This is a genomic window from Pseudomonas sp. TR47 (genome assembly GCF_044143025.1).
In the GTDB taxonomy this organism is placed as follows: domain Bacteria; phylum Pseudomonadota; class Gammaproteobacteria; order Pseudomonadales; family Pseudomonadaceae; genus Aquipseudomonas; species Aquipseudomonas putida_E.
This window is the reverse complement of the sequence record NZ_JBHFCS010000018.1, coordinates 49,151-73,509: the sequence shown is the minus strand read 5'-3', so window position 1 is coordinate 73,509 and position 24,359 is coordinate 49,151. Positions and strand designations below refer to the sequence as shown.

The window sequence follows — 24,359 nt, the reverse complement described above, 5'->3', positions numbered from 1 at the left end:
GACCGCCATGCGGTCGCCCTACAAGATTCAGGCGGCGTTGCTGCGTGCGTTGCCCTGTGCCAGGTAGTCAGCCAGTGCGCGCTGTTCACTCTCGCTGGTGAACAGGCCCAGCTTGGTCCTGCGCCAGAGAATATCCTGACTGCTGACGGCCCATTCGGTTTGGTGCAGGTAATCGACTTCACGGGTGAAGAGGCCACCCCCAATCGCTTGGCCCAGATCCTGCGGGCCGCTCACACCTTCCAGCAGTTGCCAGGTGCGGCTGCCGTAGGTTACCGCCCAGCGCTTGGCGATGTCCGGCGCGAGCCATTGATGGCGCGCAAGCAGGTCGTCGACCAGTGCCTGAGGTGTACTCATGTCTTCACCACCTGGCAGTGTGGCGCTGGCTGTCCAGCTTTTGCCCATCTGGGTGAAGAACGGCTTGAGTTCTGCCATGGCCGATTCTGCAAGCTTGCGGTATGTGGTCAGCTTGCCGCCAAACACGGACAGCAACGGCGCCTCGCCTTGGGTCGTGGACAGCGCGAGGGTGTAGTCACGCGTGACTGCGGACGGGTTGTCCGATTCGTCGTTGCACAGCGGCCGCACGCCAGAGTAGGTGTGCAGGATATCGCTGGGGCTCAACTGATGATTGAAGTGTGCGTTGACCACTTTGAGCAGATAGTCGGTTTCCTGCCCGGTGATCGCCACCTTGGCCGGATCGCCGCTGTATTCGCGATCGGTGGTGCCGATCAGGGTGAAGCGGTCCAGGTAGGGGATGCAGAAGACAATGCGTTGGTCCTCGTTCTGCAGGATGTAGGCGTGATCCCCCTCGTACAGGCGCGGCACGATGAGGTGGCTGCCCTGGATCAAGCGTATGCCGTACGGTGCATCGAGTTTGAGGTCATCCTTGATGAACCGGGCGACCCACGGACCGGCGGCGTTGACCAAGGCACGCGCGCGAATCGTCTGCAGGCTGCCGTCGGCATGCTGCAGCTCTACCTGCCACAGGCCATCGACACGTTCTGCGCGCAGGCAGCGGGTGCGGGTATGAATGTGCGCACCTTGCTCGCGTGCAGCCATGGCATTGAGTACCACCAGGCGGGCGTCGTCTACTGCGCAGTCTGCATATTCGAAACCGCGGGTGATGGCCGGCTTGAGCGGGTAGCCCGGGCCAAAGCGCAGGCTGCGCGAGGCGCCCAGGCGCTTGCGCTTGCCCAGGTGATCGTAGAGGAACAGGCCGGCACGGATCATCCAGGCCGGGCGCAGGTGCGGGCGGTGCGGCAGCACGAAGCGCATTGGTTTGACGATGTGCGGTGCCTTGGCCAGTAGCACTTCGCGCTCGGCCAGGGCCTCGCGGACCAGGCGGAATTCATAGTGTTCCAGGTAGCGCAGGCCGCCATGGATCAGCTTGCTGCTGGCCGAGGAGGTGTGCTGGGCCAAGTCGTCCTTTTCGCACAGGAAGACTTTGAGGCCACGCCCGGCGGCGTCGGCAGCAATGCCCACGCCGTTGATGCCACCGCCGATCACGGCAAGATCATAGCAATCGGCAAGTAGGGGCTGGGACGAAACGGGCTGGGACACGGGCAAGGCCTCCTGGGGCTGTTCACATCGAATATGAACATTAATGTTCGTTTCCGAAAATACTAGCGCAACAGAACGGCCATCGCCAGTCAGTGTTTATAGAAAAAACTGATGAGATGACAATAAAGTGAACAATATCGAAAATGGCGGGCCCTTCTGGACCCGCTTGCGGTTCAAACCACCTCGAGCCGGATCTTGTACTGGTTGAGCAACTCACCCAGTGCAGGGGATGGCGGCTGGTCGGTCACCAGGCAGTCGACCAGGCTGATCGAGCCCAGGCGTACCATGGCGTTACGCCCGAATTTGCTGGAGTCGGCAGCCAGGATGACCTGACGGGCGTTGGCGATGATTGCTTGGGAAACGCGTACTTCCTGGTAGTCGAAGTCCAGCAGGCTGCCGTCTTCATCGATACCGCTGATGCCGACCAAGGCGAAGTCGACCTTGAACTGGCTGATGAAATCGACGCTGGCCTGGCCTACCACGCCCCCGTCACGGCGTACTGTGCCGCCTGCAACCAATACTTCGAAATCATCCTTGGCGGCAAGGATCGCAGCAACGTGCAGGTTGTTGGTGATGACCTTCAGGTGGTTGTGGTTGAGCAGCGCCCGGGCAATCGATTCGGTGGTGGTGCCGATGTTGATGAACAGCGAGGCATGGTCAGGAATTTGCCGGGCCACGGCGTCGGCAATACGCTGTTTTTCGTCGCGCATCTGGTCGGCGCGCATGGCGTAAGCAGTGTTCTCGATACTCGAATCATAGGCGGCGCCACCGTGGTAGCGGCGCAGCAGATTGAGCTCGGCGAGCTGGTTGATGTCGCGACGGATGGTTTGCGGGGTGACGACGAACAGCTGCGCCATTTCTTCGATGCTGACGTAGCCGCGTTCGCGCACCAGCTCGAGGATTTGTTGTTGGCGTGGGGGCAGATTCATGGGCGGTCCTTATGGGCTGCCGGACAAATTCTGCAATGATGCCGTAGGAAAGGGACTACGGCCAGTAGGCCGTGGGGTGACGGGGGCCGCGAAGCAGCCCCTGCCCAGGGCGATCAGGCCTCGTGATCTTCCCAGTCGCGGGTACGCTCGACGGCTTTGCGCCAGCCGGCGTACAGTTTTTCCTTCTTCGCTTCATCGAGTTGCGGGCTGAACTCGCGCTCGATGATCGCCTTGTCACGCAACTCGTCCAGGCCACTCCAGAAACCACAGGCCAGGCCCGCCAGGTAAGCGGCGCCAAGGGCAGTGGTTTCGCGCATTTTCGGGCGTTCCACACAGGTGCCGAGAATGTCGGCCTGGAATTGCATGAGGAAATTGTTGGCCACCGCGCCACCGTCGACACGCAACTCGGACAGGCGTTGGCCGCAGTCCTGCTGCATGGCGTCCAGTACGTCGCGGGTCTGGTAGGCGATCGACTCCAGCGCAGCACGGATGATGTGGTCGACTTTCACCCCGCGCGTCAGGCCGAACAGCGCGCCGCGGGCGTAAGGGTCCCAGTACGGTGCGCCCAGGCCGGTGAAGGCGGGCACAAGGTAAACCCCGTTGCTGTCCTTGACCTTGCTGGCGAAGTACTCGGTGTCCAGGGCATCGTTGACGATCTTGAGTTCGTCGCGCAGCCATTGCACGGTGGAACCACCGTTGAACACTGCGCCTTCCAGGGCATAGGCCACTTCGCCACGTGGCCCGCAGGCAATGGTGGTCAGCAGGCCGTGGGAGGAGGTTACGGCTTTGTCGCCCGTGTTCATCAGCAGGAAACAACCCGTGCCATAGGTGTTCTTGGCCTGGCCGGGTTCCACGCACATCTGGCCGAACAGCGCGGACTGCTGGTCACCGGCGATACCGGCAATGGCTATGCCGCTCTTGGTGTGGCCGTAGACTTCGGAAGACGGGCGCACCTGGGGCAGCATCTGGCGCGGGATGCCGAGAATGTCGAGCATCGTTTCATCCCACTGCAGGCTGTGGATGTTGAACATCAACGTGCGCGAGGCATTGGTGTAGTCGGTGACATGCACCTTGCCGCCGGAAAACTTCCAGATAAGCCAGGTATCCACGGTACCGAACAACAGTTCGCCGCGTTCGGCCCGCTCACGTACGCCTTCTACATTGTCGAGGATCCACTTGAGCTTGGTGCCGGAGAAGTACGGATCGGTGACCAGGCCGGTGGTCTCGCGAATGTATTGTTCATGCCCGTCGCGCTTGAGTTGTGCGCAGATCTCTGTACTGCGCCGGCACTGCCAGACGATGGCGTTGTACACCGGGCGGCCGGTTTCCTTGTCCCATACCACTGTGGTTTCACGCTGGTTGGTGATGCCCAGTGCGGCGACCTGCGCATGGCTGATGCCGGCCTGTGCCAAGGCTTCGACCATGGTCGCGCTCTGTGTGGCGAAGATCTCCATCGGGTCGTGTTCGACCCAGCCGGCTTGCGGATAATGCTGGGCGAACTCGCGCTGGGAGGTGCCGACCACATTGGCGTCGCGGTCAAAGATGATGGCCCGCGAGCTGGTGGTGCCCTGGTCCAGGGCGATGATGTAGTTCTTGTCCTGGGTATCTGTCATGGTCATAGGCCTTGCAAAATGAGGAAGTCAGGGCGCCAGCATCAGTTGGCTTGAGTATCGCCCTGGCGATTGCCGTTTGTCTCTGGGTTCGCGCTTGGTGCCGTCGGCAGGTTGCGGGCGATCAAGCCACGATAGGTCGCAGCACCCAGGCAAGCGCCGAAGATCGGCGCGAACACCGGAACCAGGAAATAAGGGATATCCCGACCGCCAGTGAAGGCGATTTCGCCCCAGCCGGCCAGGAAGGTCATCAGTTTGGGCCCGAAATCGCGGGCCGGGTTCATCGCAAAGCCGGTCAGCGGGCCCATGGCGCTACCGATCACGGCGATCAACAGGCCGATCAGCAGCGGTGCCATCGCACCACGGGGCAGGCCGTTGTTGTCGTCGGTCAGGGCCATGATGACCGCCATCAGGATTGCAGTGATCACCACTTCGACCAGGAACGCCTGTGCGGTGGAAAGCGAAGGGTGTGGGTAGGTGGAGAACACCGCCGCCAGTTCCAGGCTTTCGCTACTGCCGCGCAGCATGGCATGGGTTTGTTCGAAATCGAAGAACAGGTTGCTGTACAGGGTGTAGACCAGCGCCGCGCCGCAGAAGGCGCCGCAAACCTGGGCCAGCATGTAGAACGGCAGTTTGCGTTTGTCGAAGCTTGCGAACAGGGTAAGGGCGATGCTGACGGCCGGGTTCAGGTGCGCACCTGATATACCGGCGGTGAAGTAGATCGCCATGCTCACGCCGACGCCCCAGATGATGCTGATTTCCCACAGTCCAAAGCTGGCGCCCGCGACCTTGAGGGCGGCGACGCATCCTGTGCCGAAAAAGATGAGCAGCGCCGTGCCGAGGAATTCGGCCAGGCATTGGCTGGACAGCGTAGGTTCGCGTAGAGCAGTCGTCATGTATGACCTCTTTTTTTTTGTTGTGAGGCGCTAAGCGCTCGACAGCAAAGCCCGGCGTCCATCCCCATTGACCCCGGGCGCATGTAGGAATGCACTTAAAAAGTGCACCATTTATTCAGAAACGAAAAAATATAGACAAGAAACGCTTATGTCAAAGGTCGAAAGTGAACGATCGGTCACGATATGAGCGTTGAATGCGGGCGCGAATCCCACGCTAGAGCGGCGTGTCAGCTGTGAACTGGCTGGAGTGTAGGATTTGTCCTAAAGTAGCCGCCGAATTGTCTCGGAGCGGAGCACTGCATGACCCCGGCCCTCGATCTTTTGAAAAAGGCGCGCGCGCAACATCGCGTGCACAGTTATGAACACGATCCAAAGTCGGCGTCTTATGGGCTGGAGGCGGCTGAAAAACTGGGGCTGGAACCGCAGCAGGTGTTCAAGACCTTGTTGGCCTGCAGTGAGAAGGGCGAGTTGCTGGTGGCCGTGGTGCCTGTTGTGGGGACGCTGGACCTCAAGGCGCTTGCCCATGCCGCAGGCGTGAAGAAATGCGAGATGGCCGACCCCGCGGCAGCTCAGCGTGCCACAGGTTACCTGGTGGGCGGAATCAGTCCGCTGGGGCAGAAAAAGCGTCTGCGCACCTTCATCGACGATTCGGCGCAGAACTTTGCCACCATCCATGTCAGTGCCGGGCGACGGGGGTTGGAAGTGGAACTGGCTGCTGCTGTTCTGGCCGAGCAGACCCAGGGCACCTTCGCCGGTATCGGTCGGGGTTGAGCTGCGCAGGGGTCGCCTGGCAGCCCCACGTTGCTGAATCAGGTCGCCGAGCTGTAGCGACGCACTCCGTTTTCCTGCCGTGGCAACTGCGCCGCGACACTGCCGGGTACCGGGAACAGCACCAGGTGGTCAGCTTTGACGGTAATGCCGACCTGCTCGCCAATTTGGTGATCGATATGGCTCGGGAAGATCGCTTCCAGCTGGCTGCCTGTCGGCAATTGCAGGCGGTACAGTGTCGATGCGCCCAGGAAACTCTTGCCGACGATGCTTGCGCGCAGTGCGCTGTCGGCGTCAGGGACGATATCGTCAGGGCGCAGCAGCACGTCTACCGAGCTGCCGGGGGCCATGATGTAGGCGCGGTTACCCCGCAGCTCTCCGAGCTCGGTGTTGACTGACTCATGGCTGCTCATCTGGCCACGGATGAAATAACCCTGGCCGATGAAACTGGCGACGAATGGCGTCTGCGGCTCATGGTAGAGGTTGTAGGGCGTGTCCCACTGCTCCAGGCGGCCTTCCTTGAACACGCCCACATGGTCGCTGACCGCGAAGGCTTCTTCTTGGTCATGGGTAACCAGAATCGCGCTGGTACCACGGCTTTTGAGGATGTCACGGACTTCGTGGCTCAGGCGTCGGCGCAATTCGACGTCCAGGTTGGAAAACGGCTCGTCCAGCAGCAGCAATTGCGGCTCTGGGGCCAGCGCCCGGGCCAGGGCCACGCGCTGTTGCTGGCCGCCTGAGAGCTCATGCGGGTACCGCCCGCCGAGGCCACCGAGCTTGACCAGCTCGAGCATTTCTTCGACCACCTGCCCCTGGGATGGGTGCTTGGCGATGCCGAAGGCGATGTTTTGCGCCACGGTCAGGTGCGGGAACAGCGCGTAGTCCTGGAACACCATGCCTATGCGGCGCTTCTCTGGGGACAGGGTGAAACCCGCGCGGGAAATGACTTCACCCGCGAGCTGGATCTCACCTTCGTGTACCGGCTCGAAGCCGGCGATGGCGCGCAGGGTGGTGGTCTTGCCGCAACCCGACGAACCCAGCAGGCAACCGATGTCGCCTGCGTTCAGGTGCAGGTTGAGGTTCTGGACGATGCGCTGGTCGCCGTAGCCGCAGGCGAGGTTGCGCAGGTTGAGCAGTAGGGGTTGACTCATGCGTGGTGGTAAGCCGGTTCGACAAGGAATTCGAGAAGGGCCTTCTGTGCATGCAGGCGGTTTTCAGCCTGGTCCCACGCGACCGAACGGGGGTCGTCGAGCAGGTCATGGCTGATTTCCTCGCCGCGGTGGGCGGGCAGGCAGTGCATGAACAGGGCATCGGGTGCCGCCAGGTCAAGCAGTTCGCGGGTGACCTGGTAAGGCGCGAAATGCGCCAGGCGCCGTGCAGTTTCCTCTTCTTGGCCCATGGAAGTCCAGACATCGGTGGTCACCAGATGCGCGCCACGTACGGCTTCACGTGGATCGCGGATGATCTGCACGCGGTCTGCGCCCAGTGCCATGAAGCGTGGGTCAGGGTCATAACCTTCCGGGCAGGCGATGCGCAGCTGGAAATCGAACTGCCGGGCAGCCTCGATGTACGAGTTGCACATATTGAAACCATCGCCGATCCAGGCCACGGTCTTGCCCTGGATAGCGCCACGGTGCTCGTGGAACGTCTGCATGTCGGCCAGCAATTGGCAGGGGTGCGACTCATCGGAAAGGCCATTGATCAGCGGTACGCGTGAATTGGCGGCGAACTCGGTGAGGGTGCTGTGCGCGTGGGTGCGGATCATCACCGCATCGACCATGCTCGACAGCACGATGGCGCTGTCGCTGATCGGTTCGCCCCGGCCCAGCTGTGTGTCGCGTGGCGACAGGAAGATAGCCTGGCCACCGAGCTGGATCATGCCGGCTTCGAACGACACCCGGGTCCGGGTGGAGGATTTTTCGAAGATCATGCCCAGGACACGGTTTTTCAGCGGTTCGAACAGCACGCCGCGCTTGCGCAGGTCCTTCAGCTCGATGCCTCGGCGGATCACACCGAGCAATTCGTCGGTGGTGAAATCCAGCAGGGAGAGAAAGTGCCTAGCGCTCATGATTGACTACCTTATCTGCAACGGTATGCAGGTCGACCGTATGGTTTTTTTGACAACGGGAGTGACCTGCGGCGTAAGCCGCACGGGGCGGACGAAATAGGGAAAGGCGCAATACTATAATTAAATGTCGCCTAAAACCAAGAGGGGGAACAGCGGCTCTGTTGCAAAGGGTGTCATTACTCCTTGAGCCTGCGCTGTTTTTTATTTGCTACAGAGGTTGTACACGGCTTGCTGGCAATTTGGCAAATGGCTGTCGCAAATCGTGCGCCTGATGTCGGGAGATTCACGCTGCGAAGCGCGCTGGCAGGGTGCAAGGGCAGGGGGCATAGTCGGTTTTCAACAATTGCAAGGCAGAGGCAGCCATGACCAAGACCCTGCATCACCGTGCCTGCCACCTGTGTGAGGCGATCTGCGGGCTGAACATCGAAGTCAGCCATGAAAGCGACGGGGAGGCGCGCATCAGTGCAATCAAGGGCGACCCCTTGGACCCGTTCAGCCGTGGCCACATCTGCCCCAAGGCCGTGGCTTTGCAGGATATCCAGGATGACCCGGACCGCCTGCGCCAACCGCACCGACGGGTGGGGGAGCGATGGCAGGCCATCAGCTGGGAGGAGGCTTTTGCCTTGGCCGCCGATAAGCTGTGGTCGATACAGCAGGCACATGGGCGTAACGCGGTGGCGGTTTACCAGGGTAACCCGAGCGTGCACAACTACGGCTTGATGACCCACAGCAATTACTTCCTGGGGCTGCTCAAGACACGTAACCGTTTTTCCGCCACCTCTGTGGACCAGTTGCCTCAGCACCTGACCAGCTACCTGATGTATGGCCACGGCCTGCTGTTGCCGATCCCGGACATCGATCACACTGATTTCATGCTGATCCTCGGTGGCAATCCTTTGGCCTCCAATGGCAGCATCATGACCGTGCCGGATGTGGAAAAGCGCCTCAAGGCCTTGAAAGCGAGAGGCGGGCAACTGGTTGTGGTGGACCCGCGGCGCAGTGAAACTGCGGCCATGGCCGACCGGCACCTGTTCGTGCGCCCCGGCGGCGATGCGGCGCTGCTGTGCGGTTTGCTCAATACCCTCTTCGATGAAGGCCTGGCGCGTGGTTCGCATCTGCCGGTCAATGGCCTGGAGCAGGTGCGCACGGCGATCAAGCCGTTCACCGCCGAGGCCATGAGCGCCCAGTGCGGCATCGATGCTGCCAGCATTCGCCAGTTGGCACGGGATTTCGCCGCTGCCGACAAGGCGGTCTGCTATGGCCGCATGGGCGTGTCGACACAGGCTTTCGGCACCTTGTGCCACTGGCTGGTGCAAGTCATCAATCTGGTAACCGGCAACCTGGATCGTCGAGGCGGTGCGCTGTGCACCGAGCCTGCCGTGGATCTGGTGGCGAGCACCTCGGGCGGGCATTTCAATGCCTGGCAGAGCCGCGTGTCAGGGTTGCCCGAATACGGTGGTGAACTGCCCGTGGCCGCCCTGGCCGAGGAAATGCTCACGCCCGGCGAGGGGCAGGTGCGGGCCCTGGTGACCGTCGCCGGTAACCCGGTGCTGTCCACCCCCAATGGCAGGCAGTTGGATGCGGCGCTGCAGGGGCTGGAGTTCATGCTCAGCATCGACCTTTACATCAACGAGACGACCCGCCACGCCGACCTGATCCTGCCGTCTACTTCGGCACTGGAAAACGACCATTACGACAGCACCTTCAACCTGCTGGCTGTGCGTAATGTCACCCGCTTCAACCGGGCCATACTGGCCAAGCCTGCAGGCGCCTTGCACGACTGGGAAATTTTCGTTGGCCTGGCGCAAGCCTTTGCCAAGCGTGCAGAACTGGAACTGAAACCGACCATGGCACCTGCGCAGATGATCGACCTGGCGTTGCGCAAGGGCCGCTATGGCGACGAAAGTCCCCGCAAGCTTTCGCTTGAAACGCTTGATCAATACCCTCATGGCCTCGATCTGGGCCCCTTGGGCGCTAATCTGCGAGAGCGTTTGGCGACTGCCAGCAACGCCGTGGAGGCGGCGCCCCAGGTTGTGCTGGAGGACTTGCGCCGGTTGGCCGACTGCGTACCGGCAGTAGCGGGTGATTTGCTGCTTATCGGGCGTCGCCATGTGCGCAGCAACAACTCGTGGATGCACAACTACCATCGCCTGGTCAAAGGCAAGCCACGCCATCAGTTGTTGATGCATCCGCAGGACATGCGCCAGCGGCAGTTGGAGGATGGCCAGCGGGTACGCATCCGTTCGCGCACCGGTGACCTGGAAGTCGAGGTGCAGGCCTGTGAGGACATCATGCCTGGTGTGGTCAGCCTGCCGCATGGCTTTGGTCATGGCCGCCAGGGCGTCAACCTGCAGATCGCCCAGGCGCAACCCGGCATCAGTGCCAATGACCTGACCGATGAGCGTCTGCGTGACGCTGTTTCCGGGAATGCGGCGCTCAATGGCGTACCCGTGCACGTGAGCGCCGCCTGAGCACCGGCAAGGCCGAGCATTAGGCTCAGGTTTCCGATACAATGCGTCACCGTGCCGACCATCGAGTCGGAAAGTTCAGACGAGGTGTTCCATGGATATCATCGAAACGATCAAAGAGCAGATTGCCAACAACACCATTCTGCTTTACATGAAGGGCTCGCCGAATGCCCCGCAATGCGGGTTCTCGGCCAAGGCATCGCAAGCTGTGATGGGTTGTGGCGAAAAGTTTGCTTACGTGGATATCCTGCAGAACCCGGAAATCCGCGCCAACCTGCCTAAATACGCCAACTGGCCGACCTTCCCGCAACTGTGGGTAGCTGGCGAGCTGGTCGGCGGTAGCGACATCATGCTGGAGATGTTCGAGAACGGTGAGCTGCAGACACTGATCAAGGACGCCGCTGCCAAGGCCAAGGCCTCCGAGGCCTGATCTTTCGGCAAGCATGAAAAAACCCGCTCATGGCGGGTTTTTTTATGGGGCCGGAATTTACTCTTCGCCCATCTGCGACTGCAGGTAGTTCTCGATGGTGATCTTGTCGATCAGGCTCAATTGAGTTTCCAGCCAGTCAATGTGTTCTTCCTCGGATTCGAGGATGTCTTCAAGCAGTTCACGCGAGCCGAAGTCACCGACGGTTTCGCAGTGGGCGATGGCGGCTTTGAGATCGACCAGGCCTTTCTGCTCGATCTTCAGATCGCATTCGAGCATTTCCTTGGTGTGCTCGCCGATCAGCAGCTTGCCAAGGTCCTGTACGTTCGGGATGCCTTCGAGGAAGAGAATACGCTTGATCAACTTGTCAGCGTGTTTCATCTCATCGATGGATTCCTTGTACTCGTGCTTGCCGAGCTTGTTCAGGCCCCAATCTTCGTACATGCGTGCGTGCAGGAAGTACTGGTTGATCGCGACCAGCTCGTTTCCGAGGATCTTGTTGAGATGCTGGATGACGCTTACGTCGCCTTTCATTGCGGGTTCCTGCCCTGAGAAGTGTGCCGATACAGGGAAGTTTGAGCCTGATACTTAGGGCTGTCAAACCTAAGTTCTTGAATAATAAGTGAAAATTAATAGGAATAAGAATGTTTGTGAACCGCGTTGGGACGCTAACTTATTGAATTGTAGGCATAAAAAAACCGGACACGAGGTCCGGTTCTTCGAATTGGGCGATATCAGGCGGCAGTAAATTCCACCGGATAGGGCAGGGCGGCTTGCTGGCTCACCTGAAGCTCGGTCAGGGTCTCGCGGACTACCTGCTTGGCCAGGCACGCGCATTTGCCACATTGGCTGGCGACATTGGTCGCGGCTCTGACGTCCTTGTAGCTGCAGCATCCTTCATAGATCGCATCGCGGATCTGTCCGTCGGTCACGCCGACACAAAGACACACATACATAAAGTCGGACCATCGCTGGTTGAGTCGATGGGTGGAGAGTAATGGTAATGAGAATGCTTGTCAAAACACTTTCTATAAGTGCCATGCTTGAGCGACCGGCGGTTGGATTCGGCCTGTCACCGGAAGCCGTGTATGATGGTCGGCCTTTGTTGGATGTCGGGCAAGCCCGCCTTGGCCTGGCAAACGGTTCTTCACCCTCATCAGGAGATTGCAATGAGCGTACTCGTTGGCAAAAAAGCCCCCGACTTCACCGTCCCGGCTGTACTGGGCAATGGCGAAATCGTCGACAGCTTCAACCTGGCCTCGGCCATCAAGGGCAAGTACGGCCTGGTGTTCTTCTACCCACTGGACTTCACCTTCGTATGCCCGTCCGAGCTGATCGCCCTGGACAACCGCATTCCGGACTTCCAGGCCCGCAACGTTGAAGTGATCGGCGTTTCGATCGACTCGCACTTCACCCACAACGCCTGGCGTAACACCCCGGTCAACAATGGCGGTATCGGCCAGGTCAAATACACCCTGGCAGCCGACATGACCCACGAAATCTGCAAGGCCTACGACGTCGAGTCCGAAGGCGGCGTGGCTTTCCGTGGTGCCTTCCTGATCGACACCAACGGCGTTGTCCGTTCGCAGATCATCAATGACCTGCCACTGGGCCGTAACATGGACGAGCTGCTGCGCCTGGTCGATGCCCTGCAATTCCACGAAGAGCACGGTGAAGTCTGCCCGGCCAACTGGAAGAAAGGCGACAAGGGCATGAACGCTTCGCCAGAAGGCGTTGCTGCTTACCTGAGCGAGAACGCTGGCAAGCTGTAATTGCCGAGCGCATAAAAAAACCGGCCTTCGTGGCCGGTTTTTTTTTGCCGCAAGCTTGCAGCTTGCCGCTCTGCGCCTCAATCGTTGAAATCGCGCCAGCCGCCCATCTCTTTCCAGCGGTTGACGATGCCGCAGAAGAGTTCGGCTGTCTTCTCGGTGTCGTAACGTGCCGAGTGCGCCTCACGGCCGTCGAAGTCGATGTCCGCGCTCTGGCAGGCCCTTGCGAGCACGGTCTGGCCGTACGCCAGGCCAGCCAGGGTGGCGGTGTCGAAGCTGGAGAACGGGTGGAACGGGTTGCGCTTCAGATCGTTGCGCGTCACCGCCGCATTCAGGAAACCCAGGTCGAAGCTGCTGTTGTGGCCGACCAGGATCGCCCGCTTGCAGCCGTTGGCCTTCAGTGCCTTGCGCACGCCGCGGAAGATGTCGGTCAGCGCGCTTTCCTCGCTCACCGCCATGCGCAGCGGGTGGTCCAGCTTGATGCCGGTGAACTCCAGTGCGGCAGCCTCGATATTGGCCCCCTCGAACGGCTCCACACGGTAGAAGTAGGTGTGCTCCGGGAACAGGAAGCCCTTCTCGTCCATACCGATGGTCACCGCGGCGATTTCCAGCAGGGCATCGGTGGCGCTGTTGAAACCGCCGGTTTCGACATCCACCACTACCGGCAGGTAGCCACGGAAGCGCTCGGCCATCGGGTGGCGTGAACCGCTGCTGGCCTGGCCGTCCTGCTCGTCTTCGTAGAGGTCTTCGCTCACGCGTTGTCCTCCAGCAGGCGCCAACGCAGTTTTTCACCGGCGCGCAGCGGGATCACGGTCTGCTCGCCAAACGGCAGGCTGTCCGGGGCAGTCCATTCTTCACGGACCAGGGTAATCGTGTCGGTATTTGCCGGCAGGCCGTAGAAGGCCGGACCATGCAGGCTGGCGAAACCTTCCAGTTTGTCCAGCGCATTACGCTGTTCGAAGGCTTCGGCATACATCTCGATGGCCGCATAGGCGGTGTAGCAACCGGCACAACCGCAGGCAGCTTCCTTGGCGTGGCGGGCGTGGGGTGCCGAGTCGGTGCCGAGGAAGAACTTCGGGTTGCCACTGGTGGCCGCGTCCAGCAGCGCCACCTGGTGGGTGTTGCGCTTGAGAATCGGCAGGCAGTAGAAATGTGGCCGAATGCCGCCGACCAGCATGTGGTTGCGGTTGTACAAAAGATGCTGTGCGGTGATGGTCGCACCGACGTTGGCAGGCGCCTCGGTGACGAATTGCGCTGCATCGGCGGTGGTGATGTGTTCGAACACCACTTTCAGCGTGGGGAAGCGCTCGACCAGGCGACGCATGTGTTCGTCGATGAAGCGTTTTTCGCGGTCGAACACGTCGATCTCGCTGCGGGTCACTTCACCATGCACCAGCAACGGCATGCCGACTTCAGCCAGCGCTTCGATGGCCGGGAAGATATTGTCGATGCTGGTCACCCCGGAATCGGAGTTGGTGGTGGCGCCGGCCGGATACAGCTTGGCGGCGTACACGATGCCGCTGGCCTTGGCCGCGCGGATGTCCTCGGGGCTGGTGCGGTCGGTGAGGTACAGCACCATCAACGGCTCGAAGCGGCTACCGGCCGGACGGGCACTGAGGATGCGCTCACGGTAGGCCCCGGCTTCGTCGGCATTGCGTACCGGTGGAACCAGGTTGGGCATGATGATGGCACGGGCGAAAGTACGCGCCACATCGCCAACGGTATGGGGCAGGACGGCACCATCGCGCAGATGGATGTGCCAGTCGTCGGGACGCAGGAGGGTCAGGCGATCGGACATTGGGGATTCCAGGCGGGTCGAACTCAGGCGCCAATGCTACCGGAAAACCCTCGCCCGAGCACGGCTATCAAGTTTTCCGGCAAGCGTCCGATAGCCTGCCTGTAAGCCGTCAGAATTAGTGGAGCCTCCCGTGCGCCAGCGTTACCTAGCCCTGTTGACCCTGTTCGCCAGCCTGCCGGCCGGTGCATTGACCTTCCAGACCCGCATGGAAAACATCGCCTGGAAAGTCGAGGGTGATCAGTTCGAATGCCGCCTGATTCAGCCGATCGATGGTTTCGGCAGTGGTGAGTTCGTGCGCCGGGCGGGGGAGCAGCCAGTGTTCCAGCTGCGTTCTGGCAGTAATGTGCTGGGGGCCGGTTCCGCTACGCTGCTGGCGGCTGCGGCCCCTTGGCAGCCGGGCCGTGGCGATATCAACCTGGGGGCGGTGCGGCTGGCGCGCACTGGGGTGCTGTTCAGTTCATCCCAAGGCCAGGCCAGCCGCTTGATCAATGGCCTGCTCGATGGCCGCAGTACGGTGGTGCGAAGCTATACCGGGGAGGCGGGGCGGCCGATCGAAGTGCGTGTGCTGCCGGTGAGCTTTGCCAAGGCGTGGAGTGATTATCAGGCGTGTGCCGGCAAGATGTTGGCGATGAACTATGACCAGGTGCGCCAGACGCAGGTGGGGTTCCCTGGAGGGGGCATAGACCTGGATGCCGCGGCGCGGGCGCGACTGGATGTGGTCCTGGATTACTTGAAGGCCGATCCGACGGTCAACCATATAGAGCTCAATGGCCACTCCGACAACAGCGGCAATCGCTTGACCAACCGTGATACCTCACGGCGCCGTGCGTTGGCGGTTGCTGATTACTTCAAGGCCCATGGGGTACCGGAGGAGCAGATCACCGTGCGCTTCCATGGCGAACGTTATCCGTTGGTGAAGAACAACAGCGCCGCAAACCGCGCACGCAACCGGCGCGTCAATATCGAACTGGATCGTGTCACGCCGGTCGAGAAACCTGCGGCCCAACCTGTCCAGCATCCGGCCCCAGCGACGGCCCCCGCTACGGCGCCTGCGCCAGGCCCCGCCAGCGCTGCTCCTGTGCCGCCTGCTGCGAAACCTTCCTGACGCTGCAGGGCGTCGCCCCTTTGACAGTTCCTGTCGCTTTGTCGTCAGAAGCTGTCGCCCCACTGTAAATTTATCCGCAACGCCGGTAGAATCGACCCCTTTCCGTACAACCCCGTGGAGTGATGGCATGGCGGACGTAAAAAAGGTCGTACTGGCGTATTCCGGCGGCCTTGATACTTCGGTGATTCTCAAGTGGCTGCAGGATACCTACGACTGCGAAGTGGTGACGTTCACCGCTGACCTGGGTCAGGGCGAAGAAGTCGAGCCGGCTCGCGCCAAGGCCCAGGCAATGGGCGTCAAAGAGATCTATATCGACGACCTGCGCGAAGAGTTCGTGCGTGACTTCGTCTTCCCCATGTTCCGCGCCAACACCGTCTACGAAGGCGAGTACCTGCTGGGTACTTCCATCGCACGTCCGCTGATCGCCAAGCGCCTGATCGAAATCGCCAACGAAACCGGCGCTGACGCCATTTCCCACGGCGCCACCGGCAAAGGCAACGACCAGGTCCGTTTCGAGCTGGGTGCCTATGCACTCAAGCCGGGCGTCAAGGTCATCGCCCCATGGCGCGAGTGGGACCTGCTGTCCCGCGAGAAGCTGATGGACTACGCCGAGAAGCACGGTATCCCGATCGAGCGCCACGGCAAGAAGAAGTCGCCGTACTCGATGGACGCCAACCTGCTGCATATCTCTTACGAAGGCGGTGTTCTGGAAGATACCTGGACCGAGCACGAAGAAGACATGTGGCGCTGGAGCGTCTCGCCGGAGAATGCTCCGGACCAGGCGACCTACCTCGAACTGACCTACCGCAATGGTGACATCGTCGCCATCGATGGCGTCGAGAAGAGCCCGGCCACTGTCCTGGCCGACCTGAACCGCATTGGCGGTGCCAATGGTATCGGCCGTCTGGACATCGTCGAAAACCGTTACGTGGGCATGAAGTCGCGCGGCTGCTACGAGACCCCGGGCGGTACCATCATGCTCAAGGCTCACCGTGCCATCGAGTCGATCACTCTCGACCGCGAAGTCGCTCACCTGAAAGACGAGCTGATGCCCAAGTACGCCAGCCTGATCTACACCGGCTACTGGTGGAGCCCGGAGCGTCTGATGCTTCAGCAGATGATCGATGCTTCGCAGGTCAACGTGAACGGTGTAGTGCGCCTGAAGCTGTACAAGGGCAATGTCACCGTGGTCGGCCGCAAGTCCGACGACTCGCTGTTCGATGCCAACATCGCGACTTTCGAAGAAGATGGCGGCGCCTACAACCAGGCCGATGCTGCGGGCTTCATCAAGCTCAATGCACTGCGCATGCGTATCGCTGCCAACAAAGGCCGCGCGTTGCTCTAAGCCTTCAAGCGTATTGCATGAACCCCGGCTTGGGGCTAATGCCAGTCAGTTAGCGTCATTAGGGCTGCTACGCAGCCCATCGCCGGCAAGCCAGCTCCTACAGGTACAGCGCAGACCTCAAGTACTGCGCGGCCCCTGTGGGAGCTGGCTTGCCGGCGATGGGCCGCAAAGCGGCCCCATATGGCTTAACTGACTGGCATTCGGCCCCGGCCGGGGTTTTTGTATGCACTTCCCAATACCCACCTGCCCGACAATCCGTGAAGAAGTTTTCCGCGGCTGCAAGATCGTGTACCGCTCAATTTCTCAGGTGTGTCGCGTTTTCCGGTAACTCACAGACCGACACGCGAAAACACTGATGCTTGTCCAGATTGCAGTATATCCAGGTGCCCCCTGTAACTTGAGGTTGTGCAAGCGTCCTCAGTACATGTTGCTCGATCATTCTTTGCGCATCAGGACCCGAGAGCATGACCGTTACAGGTTCTGCTTCGAAAGTTGTCGGTTGCGGCGTACTGGTTGCACCGTCAATGGAAGTACTTTCGGGCTTGTAAAGTGATTTGTAATTGAAGTTGAGCGTCAGGAAAAATAGCCCCGTCAGAAAAAACGGAAAGCCCACTAAAAACCAGGTATAGAGACTCTGACTTTTTTCGCTGAGAAACGGAAGTGTTGCCAGTGCAGAGGCCTCGATGATGCCTGCAAAGATGGCGATGATCGTCATTGGGGCGGTGGGTTGGGCGGTGGGTTGGTTTGCAGCCATGATGTTGGCCTCCTGCGTTTTTCCAATCAATACCCTACCGAGCCGCTCAACCAAATTATGCACCGTTTCCGGGGGGGGAAATTGATCCCGGCATTTCGGAATGTCTGAAACAGGTTTTTTATTTTGCTGTTGGATTGATTGTTGAGTTATGCAGGTTTTCATCTCTGTTTCGAGGAAGAATGCGCTTTTGTGGCCAAACAGGTATTCCTATTGGATGATTAGTTGTGCTTTGTAGGAAAAATCCTAAACCGACGTAAGGTTCATCTATTCATGTGTTTGCGCGGAGAATTGGCGCGCCATAATGCGTGCTGCTCGGTTATGGTGGCGCGTCGTCAAAGCAAATAATGAATGAATGGATATCGCATGAATAAAGTCCTTATCGTGGATGATCATCCTGTCATACGCTTGGCAGTGCGCATGCTGATGGAGCGGCATGGATACGATGTGGTCGCGGAAACCGACAACGGCGTGGCAGCTTTGCAGCTAACCAGGAAGCACCTGCCCGATATCGTGGTGCTGGATATCGGCATTCCCAAGCTCGACGGGTTGGAGGTCATTGCCCGCATGGCCTCGGCAAGCCCGGGCAGCCGGGTGCTGGTGCTTACCTCGCAGGCGCCCGGGCATTTCTCGATGCGTTGCATGCAGGCGGGGGCTTCAGGGTATGTGTGCAAGCAACAGGAGCTCACCGAACTGCTCAGTGCGATCAAGGCCGTGCTGTCTGGTTACAGCTATTTTCCCAACCAGGCATTGCACAAGTCGCGCGGCCGGGTTGGGGGAGCCAGCGAGACGGAGATGGTCGATCGCCTGTCGGCACGGGAAATGATGGTGCTTCAGCAACTGGCCCGGGGCAGGTCCAACAAGGAGATAGCCGACAGCATGTTCCTCAGCAACAAGACGGTCAGTACCTACAAGACCCGTTTGCTGCTCAAGCTCAATGCTCACTCGCTGGTGGACTTGATCGAATTGGCCCGGCGCCATGGCCTGACGTGACCCTGAATACAGATAGCCTCCTTGAGGGAGGCTTTCTCGGTGTCGTTACAGGTCGTAGTCGAAATCGGCGAGTTGCCGTTGCAGGCGCCGCTCTTCTAGGAGGTTGTCAATGGTGCGACGCTTGCTCAGGTTGGTCTTTGCGGTTTCAACCAGAGGTTCGGCGTCGTCTTCAGCTGTGACAAAGTCTTCTTCGATCGACAGTTCGTCTTTATCGGTACTCATGAGTCGCTCCAAGCCAAGGGGCCATTGGCCGTCCTTATAGCGAGAAAGCGAAGTTTGGTAAAAAAGATTTTTTCAATCGGGGCGCGCATGAAATCGCTATCGAATCAATCGTCCGACGTCTTCTGCTTGAACTCGCACAGGTCTTCGATCCGGCAACTGCCGCAACGTGGCTTGCGTGCCTGGCACACGTAACGCCCGTGCAGGATGAGCCAATGATGGGCATCGAGCAGATAATCCTTGGGTACGAACTTGAGCAGTTTTTTCTCGACTTCCAGCACGGTCTTGCCCGGCGCGATACCGGTGCGATTGCTGACCCTGAAAATATGCGTGTCGACCGCCATGGTGGGCTGGCGGAAGGCTGTATTGAGTACCACGTTGGCGGTCTTGCGGCCAACACCGGGCAGCGCCTCTAGCGCTTCACGGCTTTGCGGAACTTCGCCTCCATGCCGTTCGATCAACAAGCGACAGGCTTCGATCACATTCCTGGCCTTGCTGTTATACAGCCCAATGGTCTTGATGTACTCGCTCAGGCCTTCGACCCCGAGTGCGTAGATGGCGTGGGGGGTGTTGGCGACCGGGAACAGGCGGGCAGTGGCCTTGTTGACGCCGACGTCGGTGGACTGTGCAGACAGTGTCACGGCCACGAGTAGTTCGAAAGGGGTGGTGTAAGCCAGCTCTGTCTTGGGGTCGGGATTGTCTTCGTGCAGCCTGCGAAAGATCTCCAGGCGTTTTGCGGCATTCATGGGGTCAACGCTTTCCTTGACGACGTGAGAGGGCGGGGCCCGGGCGTAGACGATTGTACAAGGCCAACAGCATGCCGAGCAGTATCAGTGCGCCGGGAGCAAGACTGGCCAAGGGTATGCCCAGCCCCTCGGTCAGCCACTGACGGATAACGCCAAGCGACAGGCAGAGGCCCATCAGGCCGGTCATCTGCAGGCAAAGTTGACGCCAGCGGTCCTTGTCTACCAACAGGTGGTCCGTAACCAGGCACTGCAGGCAGATCAGCGCCGGGAAGTAACCCAGCGCCAGGGCAAGCGGCAACGCCCAGGCGCGCAATGCCATCTGCAGGCAACTGACAAGGGCCGCTAGCAGTAGCAGGCTTGCCAGCGTGTACAGCGCACCGCCAAGCCTTGAGCGCACAAGAGTCAGCAGGGCCTGGTGAAGCACCGTCAGCACCAGCATGCTGGTGCCGATGACGGCGGCTTGAGTGAGCGTGCGTGTGGCGCCGAGTACAGGCGCAAGGCCTGCCACCAAAAGCCAGAACCTAGTCATGGGCGAGCGTCCCGAGCAGAAGTGCACGATGCTGGTCGAAGTAGCGCAGGGCATCCTGCTGTGCCTCGATCACCGCACGCGAAGTGACCGTCGCGCCGGCCAGTTGGTCGAAATCACCTTGGTCGCGCTTGAGTGCCCAGCGATCCTCCAGGCGACGGTCGGCAAATTGCGCGAGCCAGTTCACTTGCGGGTCGCTGATGCGTCCTCCGAGCCCCGGGCTTTCCTGATGGTCGATCACTTGTGTGCCGATCAGTCGACCTTGCACGTTTATGGCAATGGTCAAACGGATTGGTGCGGCGTAACCCTGTACCTGGCTAACCAGGACGACGGCTACGGGGGTCGTGCCGCGGTCAGCACGGTAGGCGGCCATTATGCGGCTATGCGGCGGTTGTTCTGCAGGGAGTGGCACCGGGGTGCTCAGTGGCTGATTGTCATAGCTGTGGGGGGGCAGCACCGAGAGAAACCGGCGTGCGTAAAACTGTTGCTCGGCCTCGGCGATGGGGGCGCGGGTCCAGCGCTGCCAGGCCAACGTGCTCGCCAGTGCCAGGCTGCCCACTGCCAGCAGTATCAATGCGCTGCGCACGTGGCGCCTCATGGCCTCACCTGCCGGTACCGCAAGGCAAGGCGGTCCAGCGAGGGTACCGCAAGGTTCATCAGCAGGATGGCGAAAGCGGTACCATCGGGGTAACTGCCCCACGTCCTGATCAGGTAGATCAAAGCCCCTGCGCTCAGCCCGAACAGCAGCCTGGCAACGTCGGTCTTGGGGCCGGAAACAGGTTCCGTGGCAATGAAAAACGCTGCCAGCATGGTCGAGCCGCTGAGCAGGTGTAGCAGTGGTGAGCCGTTGGAGTCCGAGCCGGAGCCATTCCAGGCCAGCAGGCTGAACAGAAACAATCCTGCCAGCAAACCTGCAGGCGCATGCCAACTGAACACCTTGCGCTGCAACAGAAAAAGCCCACCCGACAGGAACGCCAGATTGACCCATTCGATGCCATGGCCACCAACGTTGCCGAAGCCTGGGTGGCTGGCGAACAGCTCATCGATGGTCAGGCTACGGTTGTGCCTGAGGCCGTCGAGTGCGGTGGGTCCAGCCCACGCATCGATCTGCTCGCCATGGGCAAAGACCAACTGCAGACTATCGCTCAAGCCTGGCGCTTGTGCCGGCCAGTGGTTCATCTGCAATGGGAAGCTCAGCAGCACGAAGGCGTACCCAACCATCGCCGGGTTGAACACGTTACGGCCGGCCCCGCCGAAAGCTTGCTTGCCCAGGCCTATGGCAATCCCCGCTGCAATCACCGGCAACCACCACGGCGCCCCGGTGGGCAGGGCGAGGGCCAGGAGCACTGCAGTGACCAAGGCGCTACCATCGCTCAGTGCCGATGTGACCGGTTGGTTGCGCAACGCCAGCGCTGCCGCCTCGCAGCAAACAGCGGTGATCGCGCACAGCCCCAGGCTCCAGAGCAGGCCCCACCCCAGTAGCCAGAACGAAGCCAGCAGGCCAGGCAGGCAGGCCAACAAGACCAGGCCCATGGCTTTGCGCAGGCGTGGGTCAGGTGGTGCCATGGTCGGGCTCATTGCGTGAATATGCCGTTGAGGCCAGAGAACGCCATACCCATCACACTGGCGCCAAGCAGGGCGATGGGTAGGCCGCGCAGTGCGCCTGGCACCTGTGCGTGTTCGCAGCGCTGACGGAGGTCGTCGAACCACGCCAGGGCCAGCCAGAAGCCAAGCCCCGCCAGAGCCCCCCAACTCAGCGTGGCCAGCCATTCGCCCTGTTCACCTATTGCCTGAAGTGTCAGGCCCAGGGCCATGACATTCCCCAGTATCGGCCACATGAGGCTCTGCGTGGGCCACTGCGGGCGCAGCCTGGCAAGCGTCTGGGGGATGCCCCACGCGAGTAGCGCCTGCCAGGGCAGCAGCAGGAACATACGCAGCTCCTGCAGTTGCCAAGGCGCCACGATCAAGTGTTCAAGCAGTTGGCCGCCGGTGACTGCCAACATTATCGACAACGCGCAGGCCAGGCCGCACACATGTACGCGCAGCCGGGAGGCAGGCTGTCGGTGCAAAAGCAGGTGGCTGACCAGTGCGGCGCTGATCAGAATCAGGACATAGTCGTTCATGCAAATGACGATAGCCGTGAATCGCCTGCGCTGTCCGGCAATGCGCAAGGAGGATGAAAAAGCCCCGGCGGTGAGGCCGGGGCTGAGGGAGGTTACTTGATACGCTGGCCTGGCTTTGCGCCACTGTCAGGGCTGAGCAGGTAGATTTCTTCACCGCCAGGGCCTGCTGCCATGACCATGCCTTCGGAGACGCCAAAGCGCATTTTCCGTGGCTTGAGGTTGGCAACCATCATGGTCAGGCGGCCTTCGAGCCTGGATGGATCAGGGTAGGCCGACTTGATGCCCGAGAACACATTGCGGCGTTCGTCACCGATGTCCAGGGTCAGTTGCAGCAGCTTGTCGGCACCCGGCACCGCTTCGGCCTTGACGATCAGCGCCACGCGCAGGTCGACGGCAGCGAAGGTGTCGAATTCGATCTCTGCCGACAGCGGGTCCTTGGCCAGTTCGCCATTGCCGGCCGGTGCCTGCGCCTGGCCTTCGGCTGCCAGCAGGTCTTCCTTGCTGGCGGCAATCATGGCTTCGACCTTGGCAGGTTCTATGCGGCTCATCAGGGGCTTGAACGGGTTGAGCTTGTGGCTTTCCAGGCGCGACAGGTGGTCGCTCCAGGCCAGTGGCGCGACATTCAGGAATGCCTCGGCGTCGGCAGCCAGCACCGGTAGTACCGGCTTGAGGAAGATCACCAGCTGGCGGAACAGGTTGATGCCCTGGGCACAGATCGCCTGCACTTCGTCCTGCTTGCCTTCCTGCTTGGCCAGCGACCAGGGGGCTTTGTCGGCGATCCAGGCATTGGCACGGTCAGCCAGGGCCATGATCTCGCGCATGGCGCGGCCAAAGTCGCGGGCCTCGTAGGCTTCGGCGATGCCCGGGGCAGCAGCCAGGAATGCCTCGGTCAGCTCCGGGGCTGCGTCGCCGGCAACCATCACGCCGTCATTGCCTTTGTGGATGAAGCCTGCGCAGCGGCTGGCGATGTTGACCACTTTGCCGACCAGGTCTGAGTTGACCTTTTGCACGAAGTCCTCAAGGTTCAGGTCGAGGTCATCGACGCCGCGCCCCAGCTTGGCTGCGTAGTAGTAACGCAGGTATTCGGGCTGCAGGTGATCCAGGTAGGTGCGGGCCTTGATGAAGGTGCCGCGCGATTTCGACATCTTCGCGCCGTTGACGGACAGGTAGCCGTGCACGTTGACCGCTGTTGGCTTGCGCAGGCCCGCGCCTTCGAGCATGGCTGGCCAGAACAGGGCATGGAAGTTGACGATATCCTTGCCGATGAAATGGTACAGCTCGGCCTTGGAGTCTTTGTTCCAGAACGCATCGAAGTCCAGTTCCGGGCGGCGCGCGCACAGGTTCTTGAAGCTGGCCATGTAGCCGATCGGCGCATCCAGCCAGACGTAGAAGTACTTGCCAGGCTCGCCCGGGATCTCGAAACCGAAGTACGGCGCATCACGCGAGATGTCCCACTCCTGCAGCCCGGAGTCCAGCCATTCGGCGAGCTTGTTGGCCACCGCATCCTGCAAGGTGCCGCTGCGGGTCCACTGCTGCAGCATGGCCTGGAAGTCCGGCAGCTTGAAGAAGAAATGCTGCGAGTCGCGCAGCACCGGGGTGGCACCGGAGATGGCCGACTTGGGGTTTTTCAGTTCGGTCGGCGCGTAGGTGGCGCCGCATTTTTCACAGTTGTCGCCGTACTGGTCGTCAGCCGCACACTTTGGGCAGGTGCCCTTGATGAAACGGTCGGCCAGGAACATGCCCTTTTCAGGGTCGAAGTACTGGGTGACCGAACGGGTGGCAATGTGACCGGCGTCGCGCAGGCGCGAGTAGATCAGGCTGGACAGCTCGCGGTTTTCTTCACTGTGGGTGGAGTGGAAGTTGTCGAAATCCACCAGGAAGTCGGCAAAATCGCTGCTGTGCTCGGCCTGTACATTGGCAATCAGTTGCTCCGGCGTGATGCCTTCCTTTTCGGCGCGCAGCATGATGGCCGAACCGTGGGCGTCATCGGCGCAGACGTAGATGCACTGGTTGCCGCGCATCTTCTGAAAGCGAACCCACATATCCGTCTGGATGTACTCGAGCATATGGCCAAGGTGGATGGACCCATTGGCATAGGGCAGGGCGCTGGTGACGAGAATCTGACGTGGCTCGGACATGGTGGCTCGGCTACTTATCTGGCTCGGGGTAAATTGAAGGTGATCGGCCACTATAAAGGGCTGGCGAATATATTTCACCCCATGGACGCAACGGCTGACGATTGACGGGTTAGGATAGGCGCC

General features: G+C 60.6%; 25 protein-coding genes. 7 read left to right on the top strand and 18 right to left on the bottom strand.

Annotated features, from left to right (window positions below; all coding sequences use genetic code 11):
* Positions 1–27 precede the first annotated feature (27 nt).
* The 4 genes from glpD to ACEWE8_RS18565 all read right to left on the bottom strand — a co-directional run bounded on the left by glpD (position 28) and on the right by ACEWE8_RS18565 (position 4,992).
* Positions 28–1,557: a glycerol-3-phosphate dehydrogenase gene (gene glpD, locus ACEWE8_RS18580; protein WP_046787770.1), complete on the bottom strand. Its 1,530-nt coding sequence runs from the start codon at positions 1,555–1,557 to the stop codon at positions 28–30.
* Between the two features lie 173 nt (positions 1,558–1,730).
* Positions 1,731–2,486, bottom strand: coding sequence for a DNA-binding transcriptional repressor GlpR (gene glpR / locus ACEWE8_RS18575; protein ID WP_046787769.1), 756 nt, complete (start codon positions 2,484–2,486; stop codon positions 1,731–1,733).
* Between the two features lie 113 nt (positions 2,487–2,599).
* Positions 2,600–4,099, bottom strand: a complete 1,500-nt coding sequence (gene glpK / locus ACEWE8_RS18570) for a glycerol kinase GlpK (RefSeq protein WP_046787768.1) — start codon at positions 4,097–4,099, stop codon at positions 2,600–2,602.
* Between the two features lie 41 nt (positions 4,100–4,140).
* Positions 4,141–4,992: an MIP/aquaporin family protein gene (locus tag ACEWE8_RS18565; RefSeq protein ID WP_046787767.1), complete on the bottom strand. Its 852-nt coding sequence runs from the start codon at positions 4,990–4,992 to the stop codon at positions 4,141–4,143.
* A 300-nt stretch (positions 4,993–5,292) separates the two neighbouring features.
* Here ACEWE8_RS18565 and ybaK point away from each other — a divergent pair, with 300 nt between their 5' ends.
* Complete coding sequence (gene ybaK, locus ACEWE8_RS18560) at positions 5,293–5,763, top strand: Cys-tRNA(Pro) deacylase (protein ID WP_046787766.1); 471 nt, start codon at positions 5,293–5,295, stop codon at positions 5,761–5,763.
* Positions 5,764–5,801: 38 nt separating this feature from the next.
* On the opposite strand, the gene ACEWE8_RS18555 is transcribed toward ybaK, so the two are convergent.
* Both ACEWE8_RS18555 and argF read right to left on the bottom strand, forming a co-directional pair.
* Positions 5,802–6,911 (bottom strand): ABC transporter ATP-binding protein, encoded by a 1,110-nt coding sequence (locus ACEWE8_RS18555; protein ID WP_046787765.1) that lies wholly within the window; start codon positions 6,909–6,911, stop codon positions 5,802–5,804.
* Positions 6,908–7,828 carry an ornithine carbamoyltransferase gene (argF, locus tag ACEWE8_RS18550; protein WP_046787764.1) on the bottom strand — a complete coding sequence of 307 codons (921 nt, stop codon included), beginning with the start codon at positions 7,826–7,828 and terminating at the stop codon, positions 6,908–6,910. Before argF ends, ACEWE8_RS18555 begins: the two co-directional genes overlap by 4 nt.
* A gap of 362 nt (positions 7,829–8,190) precedes the next feature.
* Here argF and ACEWE8_RS18545 point away from each other — a divergent pair, with 362 nt between their 5' ends.
* Positions 8,191–10,299, top strand: a complete 2,109-nt coding sequence (locus ACEWE8_RS18545; RefSeq protein ID WP_046787763.1) for a molybdopterin oxidoreductase family protein — start codon at positions 8,191–8,193, stop codon at positions 10,297–10,299.
* Positions 10,300–10,390: 91 nt separating this feature from the next.
* Positions 10,391–10,726 carry a Grx4 family monothiol glutaredoxin gene (gene grxD, locus ACEWE8_RS18540; protein WP_012313029.1) on the top strand — a complete coding sequence of 112 codons (336 nt, stop codon included), beginning with the start codon at positions 10,391–10,393 and terminating at the stop codon, positions 10,724–10,726.
* A 57-nt stretch (positions 10,727–10,783) separates the two neighbouring features.
* Here grxD and bfr read toward each other — a convergent pair whose 3' ends face one another.
* Positions 10,784–11,257, bottom strand: coding sequence for a bacterioferritin (gene bfr / locus ACEWE8_RS18535; protein WP_046787762.1), 474 nt, complete (start codon positions 11,255–11,257; stop codon positions 10,784–10,786).
* A gap of 200 nt (positions 11,258–11,457) precedes the next feature.
* Complete coding sequence (locus tag ACEWE8_RS18530; protein ID WP_039601808.1) at positions 11,458–11,679, bottom strand: bacterioferritin-associated ferredoxin; 222 nt, start codon at positions 11,677–11,679, stop codon at positions 11,458–11,460.
* Positions 11,680–11,892: 213 nt separating this feature from the next.
* Between ACEWE8_RS18530 and ACEWE8_RS18525 the strand changes: the two genes are divergently transcribed.
* The gene (locus tag ACEWE8_RS18525) at positions 11,893–12,495 is read left to right on the top strand and encodes a peroxiredoxin (protein ID WP_012273884.1); all 603 of its coding nucleotides are present in this window, start codon (positions 11,893–11,895) and stop codon (positions 12,493–12,495) included.
* A gap of 77 nt (positions 12,496–12,572) precedes the next feature.
* Here the strand turns inward: ACEWE8_RS18525 and rnt are convergent, their stop codons facing one another.
* Both rnt and pyrC read right to left on the bottom strand, forming a co-directional pair.
* Complete coding sequence (gene rnt, locus ACEWE8_RS18520) at positions 12,573–13,247, bottom strand: ribonuclease T (RefSeq protein ID WP_046787761.1); 675 nt, start codon at positions 13,245–13,247, stop codon at positions 12,573–12,575.
* The gene (gene pyrC / locus ACEWE8_RS18515) at positions 13,244–14,290 is read right to left on the bottom strand and encodes a dihydroorotase (RefSeq protein WP_046787760.1); all 1,047 of its coding nucleotides are present in this window, start codon (positions 14,288–14,290) and stop codon (positions 13,244–13,246) included. Before pyrC ends, rnt begins: the two co-directional genes overlap by 4 nt.
* 130 nt (positions 14,291–14,420) lie before the next feature.
* Here pyrC and ACEWE8_RS18510 point away from each other — a divergent pair, with 130 nt between their 5' ends.
* On the top strand, positions 14,421–15,395 hold the full coding sequence (locus ACEWE8_RS18510; RefSeq protein WP_046787759.1) for an OmpA family protein: 975 nt from the start codon (positions 14,421–14,423) through the stop codon (positions 15,393–15,395).
* Between the two features lie 127 nt (positions 15,396–15,522).
* Positions 15,523–16,740: an argininosuccinate synthase gene (locus ACEWE8_RS18505; protein ID WP_046787758.1), complete on the top strand. Its 1,218-nt coding sequence runs from the start codon at positions 15,523–15,525 to the stop codon at positions 16,738–16,740.
* 295 nt (positions 16,741–17,035) lie between these two features.
* Here the strand turns inward: ACEWE8_RS18505 and ACEWE8_RS18500 are convergent, their stop codons facing one another.
* Complete coding sequence (locus ACEWE8_RS18500) at positions 17,036–17,494, bottom strand: hypothetical protein (RefSeq protein ID WP_046787757.1); 459 nt, start codon at positions 17,492–17,494, stop codon at positions 17,036–17,038.
* A gap of 363 nt (positions 17,495–17,857) precedes the next feature.
* On the opposite strand from ACEWE8_RS18500, the gene ACEWE8_RS18495 reads away from it, so the two are divergent.
* Positions 17,858–18,484 (top strand): response regulator transcription factor, encoded by a 627-nt coding sequence (locus ACEWE8_RS18495; protein ID WP_046787756.1) that lies wholly within the window; start codon positions 17,858–17,860, stop codon positions 18,482–18,484.
* A gap of 45 nt (positions 18,485–18,529) precedes the next feature.
* Here ACEWE8_RS18495 and ACEWE8_RS18490 read toward each other — a convergent pair whose 3' ends face one another.
* From ACEWE8_RS18490 to metG, 7 genes are all read right to left on the bottom strand, one after another.
* A complete protein-coding gene (locus ACEWE8_RS18490) occupies positions 18,530–18,706 on the bottom strand; it encodes a PA3496 family putative envelope integrity protein (RefSeq protein WP_046787755.1) in 177 nt (58 codons plus the stop codon).
* Between the two features lie 104 nt (positions 18,707–18,810).
* Positions 18,811–19,449 carry an endonuclease III gene (gene nth, locus ACEWE8_RS18485; RefSeq protein ID WP_046787754.1) on the bottom strand — a complete coding sequence of 213 codons (639 nt, stop codon included), beginning with the start codon at positions 19,447–19,449 and terminating at the stop codon, positions 18,811–18,813.
* Between the two features lie 4 nt (positions 19,450–19,453).
* Positions 19,454–19,978 carry an Rnf-Nqr domain containing protein gene (locus ACEWE8_RS18480; protein ID WP_046787753.1) on the bottom strand — a complete coding sequence of 175 codons (525 nt, stop codon included), beginning with the start codon at positions 19,976–19,978 and terminating at the stop codon, positions 19,454–19,456.
* A complete protein-coding gene (locus ACEWE8_RS18475) occupies positions 19,971–20,573 on the bottom strand; it encodes an RnfABCDGE type electron transport complex subunit G (protein WP_046787752.1) in 603 nt (200 codons plus the stop codon). The genes ACEWE8_RS18480 and ACEWE8_RS18475 overlap by 8 nt, the downstream gene beginning before the upstream one ends.
* On the bottom strand, positions 20,570–21,541 hold the full coding sequence (locus ACEWE8_RS18470; protein ID WP_046787751.1) for an RnfABCDGE type electron transport complex subunit D: 972 nt from the start codon (positions 21,539–21,541) through the stop codon (positions 20,570–20,572). The genes ACEWE8_RS18475 and ACEWE8_RS18470 overlap by 4 nt, the downstream gene beginning before the upstream one ends.
* 8 nt (positions 21,542–21,549) lie before the next feature.
* On the bottom strand, positions 21,550–22,098 hold the full coding sequence (locus ACEWE8_RS18465; protein ID WP_046787750.1) for an Rnf-Nqr domain containing protein: 549 nt from the start codon (positions 22,096–22,098) through the stop codon (positions 21,550–21,552).
* Between the two features lie 92 nt (positions 22,099–22,190).
* Positions 22,191–24,236: a methionine--tRNA ligase gene (gene metG / locus ACEWE8_RS18460; protein WP_046787749.1), complete on the bottom strand. Its 2,046-nt coding sequence runs from the start codon at positions 24,234–24,236 to the stop codon at positions 22,191–22,193.
* Positions 24,237–24,359: the final 123 nt, after the last annotated feature.

Coding starts and splice junctions, on each gene's coding strand:
- ACEWE8_RS18505 (WP_046787758.1), top strand. CDS start 15,523: ATGGCGGACGTAAAAAAGGTCGTACTGGCGTATTCCGGCGGCCTTGAT.
- ACEWE8_RS18530 (WP_039601808.1), bottom strand. CDS start 11,679: ATGTATGTGTGTCTTTGTGTCGGCGTGACCGACGGACAGATCCGCGAT.
- ACEWE8_RS18465 (WP_046787750.1), bottom strand. CDS start 22,098: ATGAACGACTATGTCCTGATTCTGATCAGCGCCGCACTGGTCAGCCAC.
- bfr (WP_046787762.1), bottom strand. CDS start 11,257: ATGAAAGGCGACGTAAGCGTCATCCAGCATCTCAACAAGATCCTCGGA.
- ACEWE8_RS18545 (WP_046787763.1), top strand. CDS start 8,191: ATGACCAAGACCCTGCATCACCGTGCCTGCCACCTGTGTGAGGCGATC.
- ACEWE8_RS18525 (WP_012273884.1), top strand. CDS start 11,893: ATGAGCGTACTCGTTGGCAAAAAAGCCCCCGACTTCACCGTCCCGGCT.
- grxD (WP_012313029.1), top strand. CDS start 10,391: ATGGATATCATCGAAACGATCAAAGAGCAGATTGCCAACAACACCATT.
- ACEWE8_RS18565 (WP_046787767.1), bottom strand. CDS start 4,992: ATGACGACTGCTCTACGCGAACCTACGCTGTCCAGCCAATGCCTGGCC.
- glpR (WP_046787769.1), bottom strand. CDS start 2,486: ATGAATCTGCCCCCACGCCAACAACAAATCCTCGAGCTGGTGCGCGAA.
- ybaK (WP_046787766.1), top strand. CDS start 5,293: ATGACCCCGGCCCTCGATCTTTTGAAAAAGGCGCGCGCGCAACATCGC.
- ACEWE8_RS18500 (WP_046787757.1), bottom strand. CDS start 17,494: ATGGCTGCAAACCAACCCACCGCCCAACCCACCGCCCCAATGACGATC.
- ACEWE8_RS18555 (WP_046787765.1), bottom strand. CDS start 6,911: ATGAGTCAACCCCTACTGCTCAACCTGCGCAACCTCGCCTGCGGCTAC.
- ACEWE8_RS18480 (WP_046787753.1), bottom strand. CDS start 19,978: ATGACTAGGTTCTGGCTTTTGGTGGCAGGCCTTGCGCCTGTACTCGGC.
- pyrC (WP_046787760.1), bottom strand. CDS start 14,290: ATGTCCGATCGCCTGACCCTCCTGCGTCCCGACGACTGGCACATCCAT.
- ACEWE8_RS18490 (WP_046787755.1), bottom strand. CDS start 18,706: ATGAGTACCGATAAAGACGAACTGTCGATCGAAGAAGACTTTGTCACA.
- argF (WP_046787764.1), bottom strand. CDS start 7,828: ATGAGCGCTAGGCACTTTCTCTCCCTGCTGGATTTCACCACCGACGAA.
- ACEWE8_RS18470 (WP_046787751.1), bottom strand. CDS start 21,541: ATGGCACCACCTGACCCACGCCTGCGCAAAGCCATGGGCCTGGTCTTG.
- nth (WP_046787754.1), bottom strand. CDS start 19,449: ATGAATGCCGCAAAACGCCTGGAGATCTTTCGCAGGCTGCACGAAGAC.
- glpK (WP_046787768.1), bottom strand. CDS start 4,099: ATGACAGATACCCAGGACAAGAACTACATCATCGCCCTGGACCAGGGC.
- ACEWE8_RS18475 (WP_046787752.1), bottom strand. CDS start 20,573: ATGAGGCGCCACGTGCGCAGCGCATTGATACTGCTGGCAGTGGGCAGC.
- metG (WP_046787749.1), bottom strand. CDS start 24,236: ATGTCCGAGCCACGTCAGATTCTCGTCACCAGCGCCCTGCCCTATGCC.
- ACEWE8_RS18495 (WP_046787756.1), top strand. CDS start 17,858: ATGAATAAAGTCCTTATCGTGGATGATCATCCTGTCATACGCTTGGCA.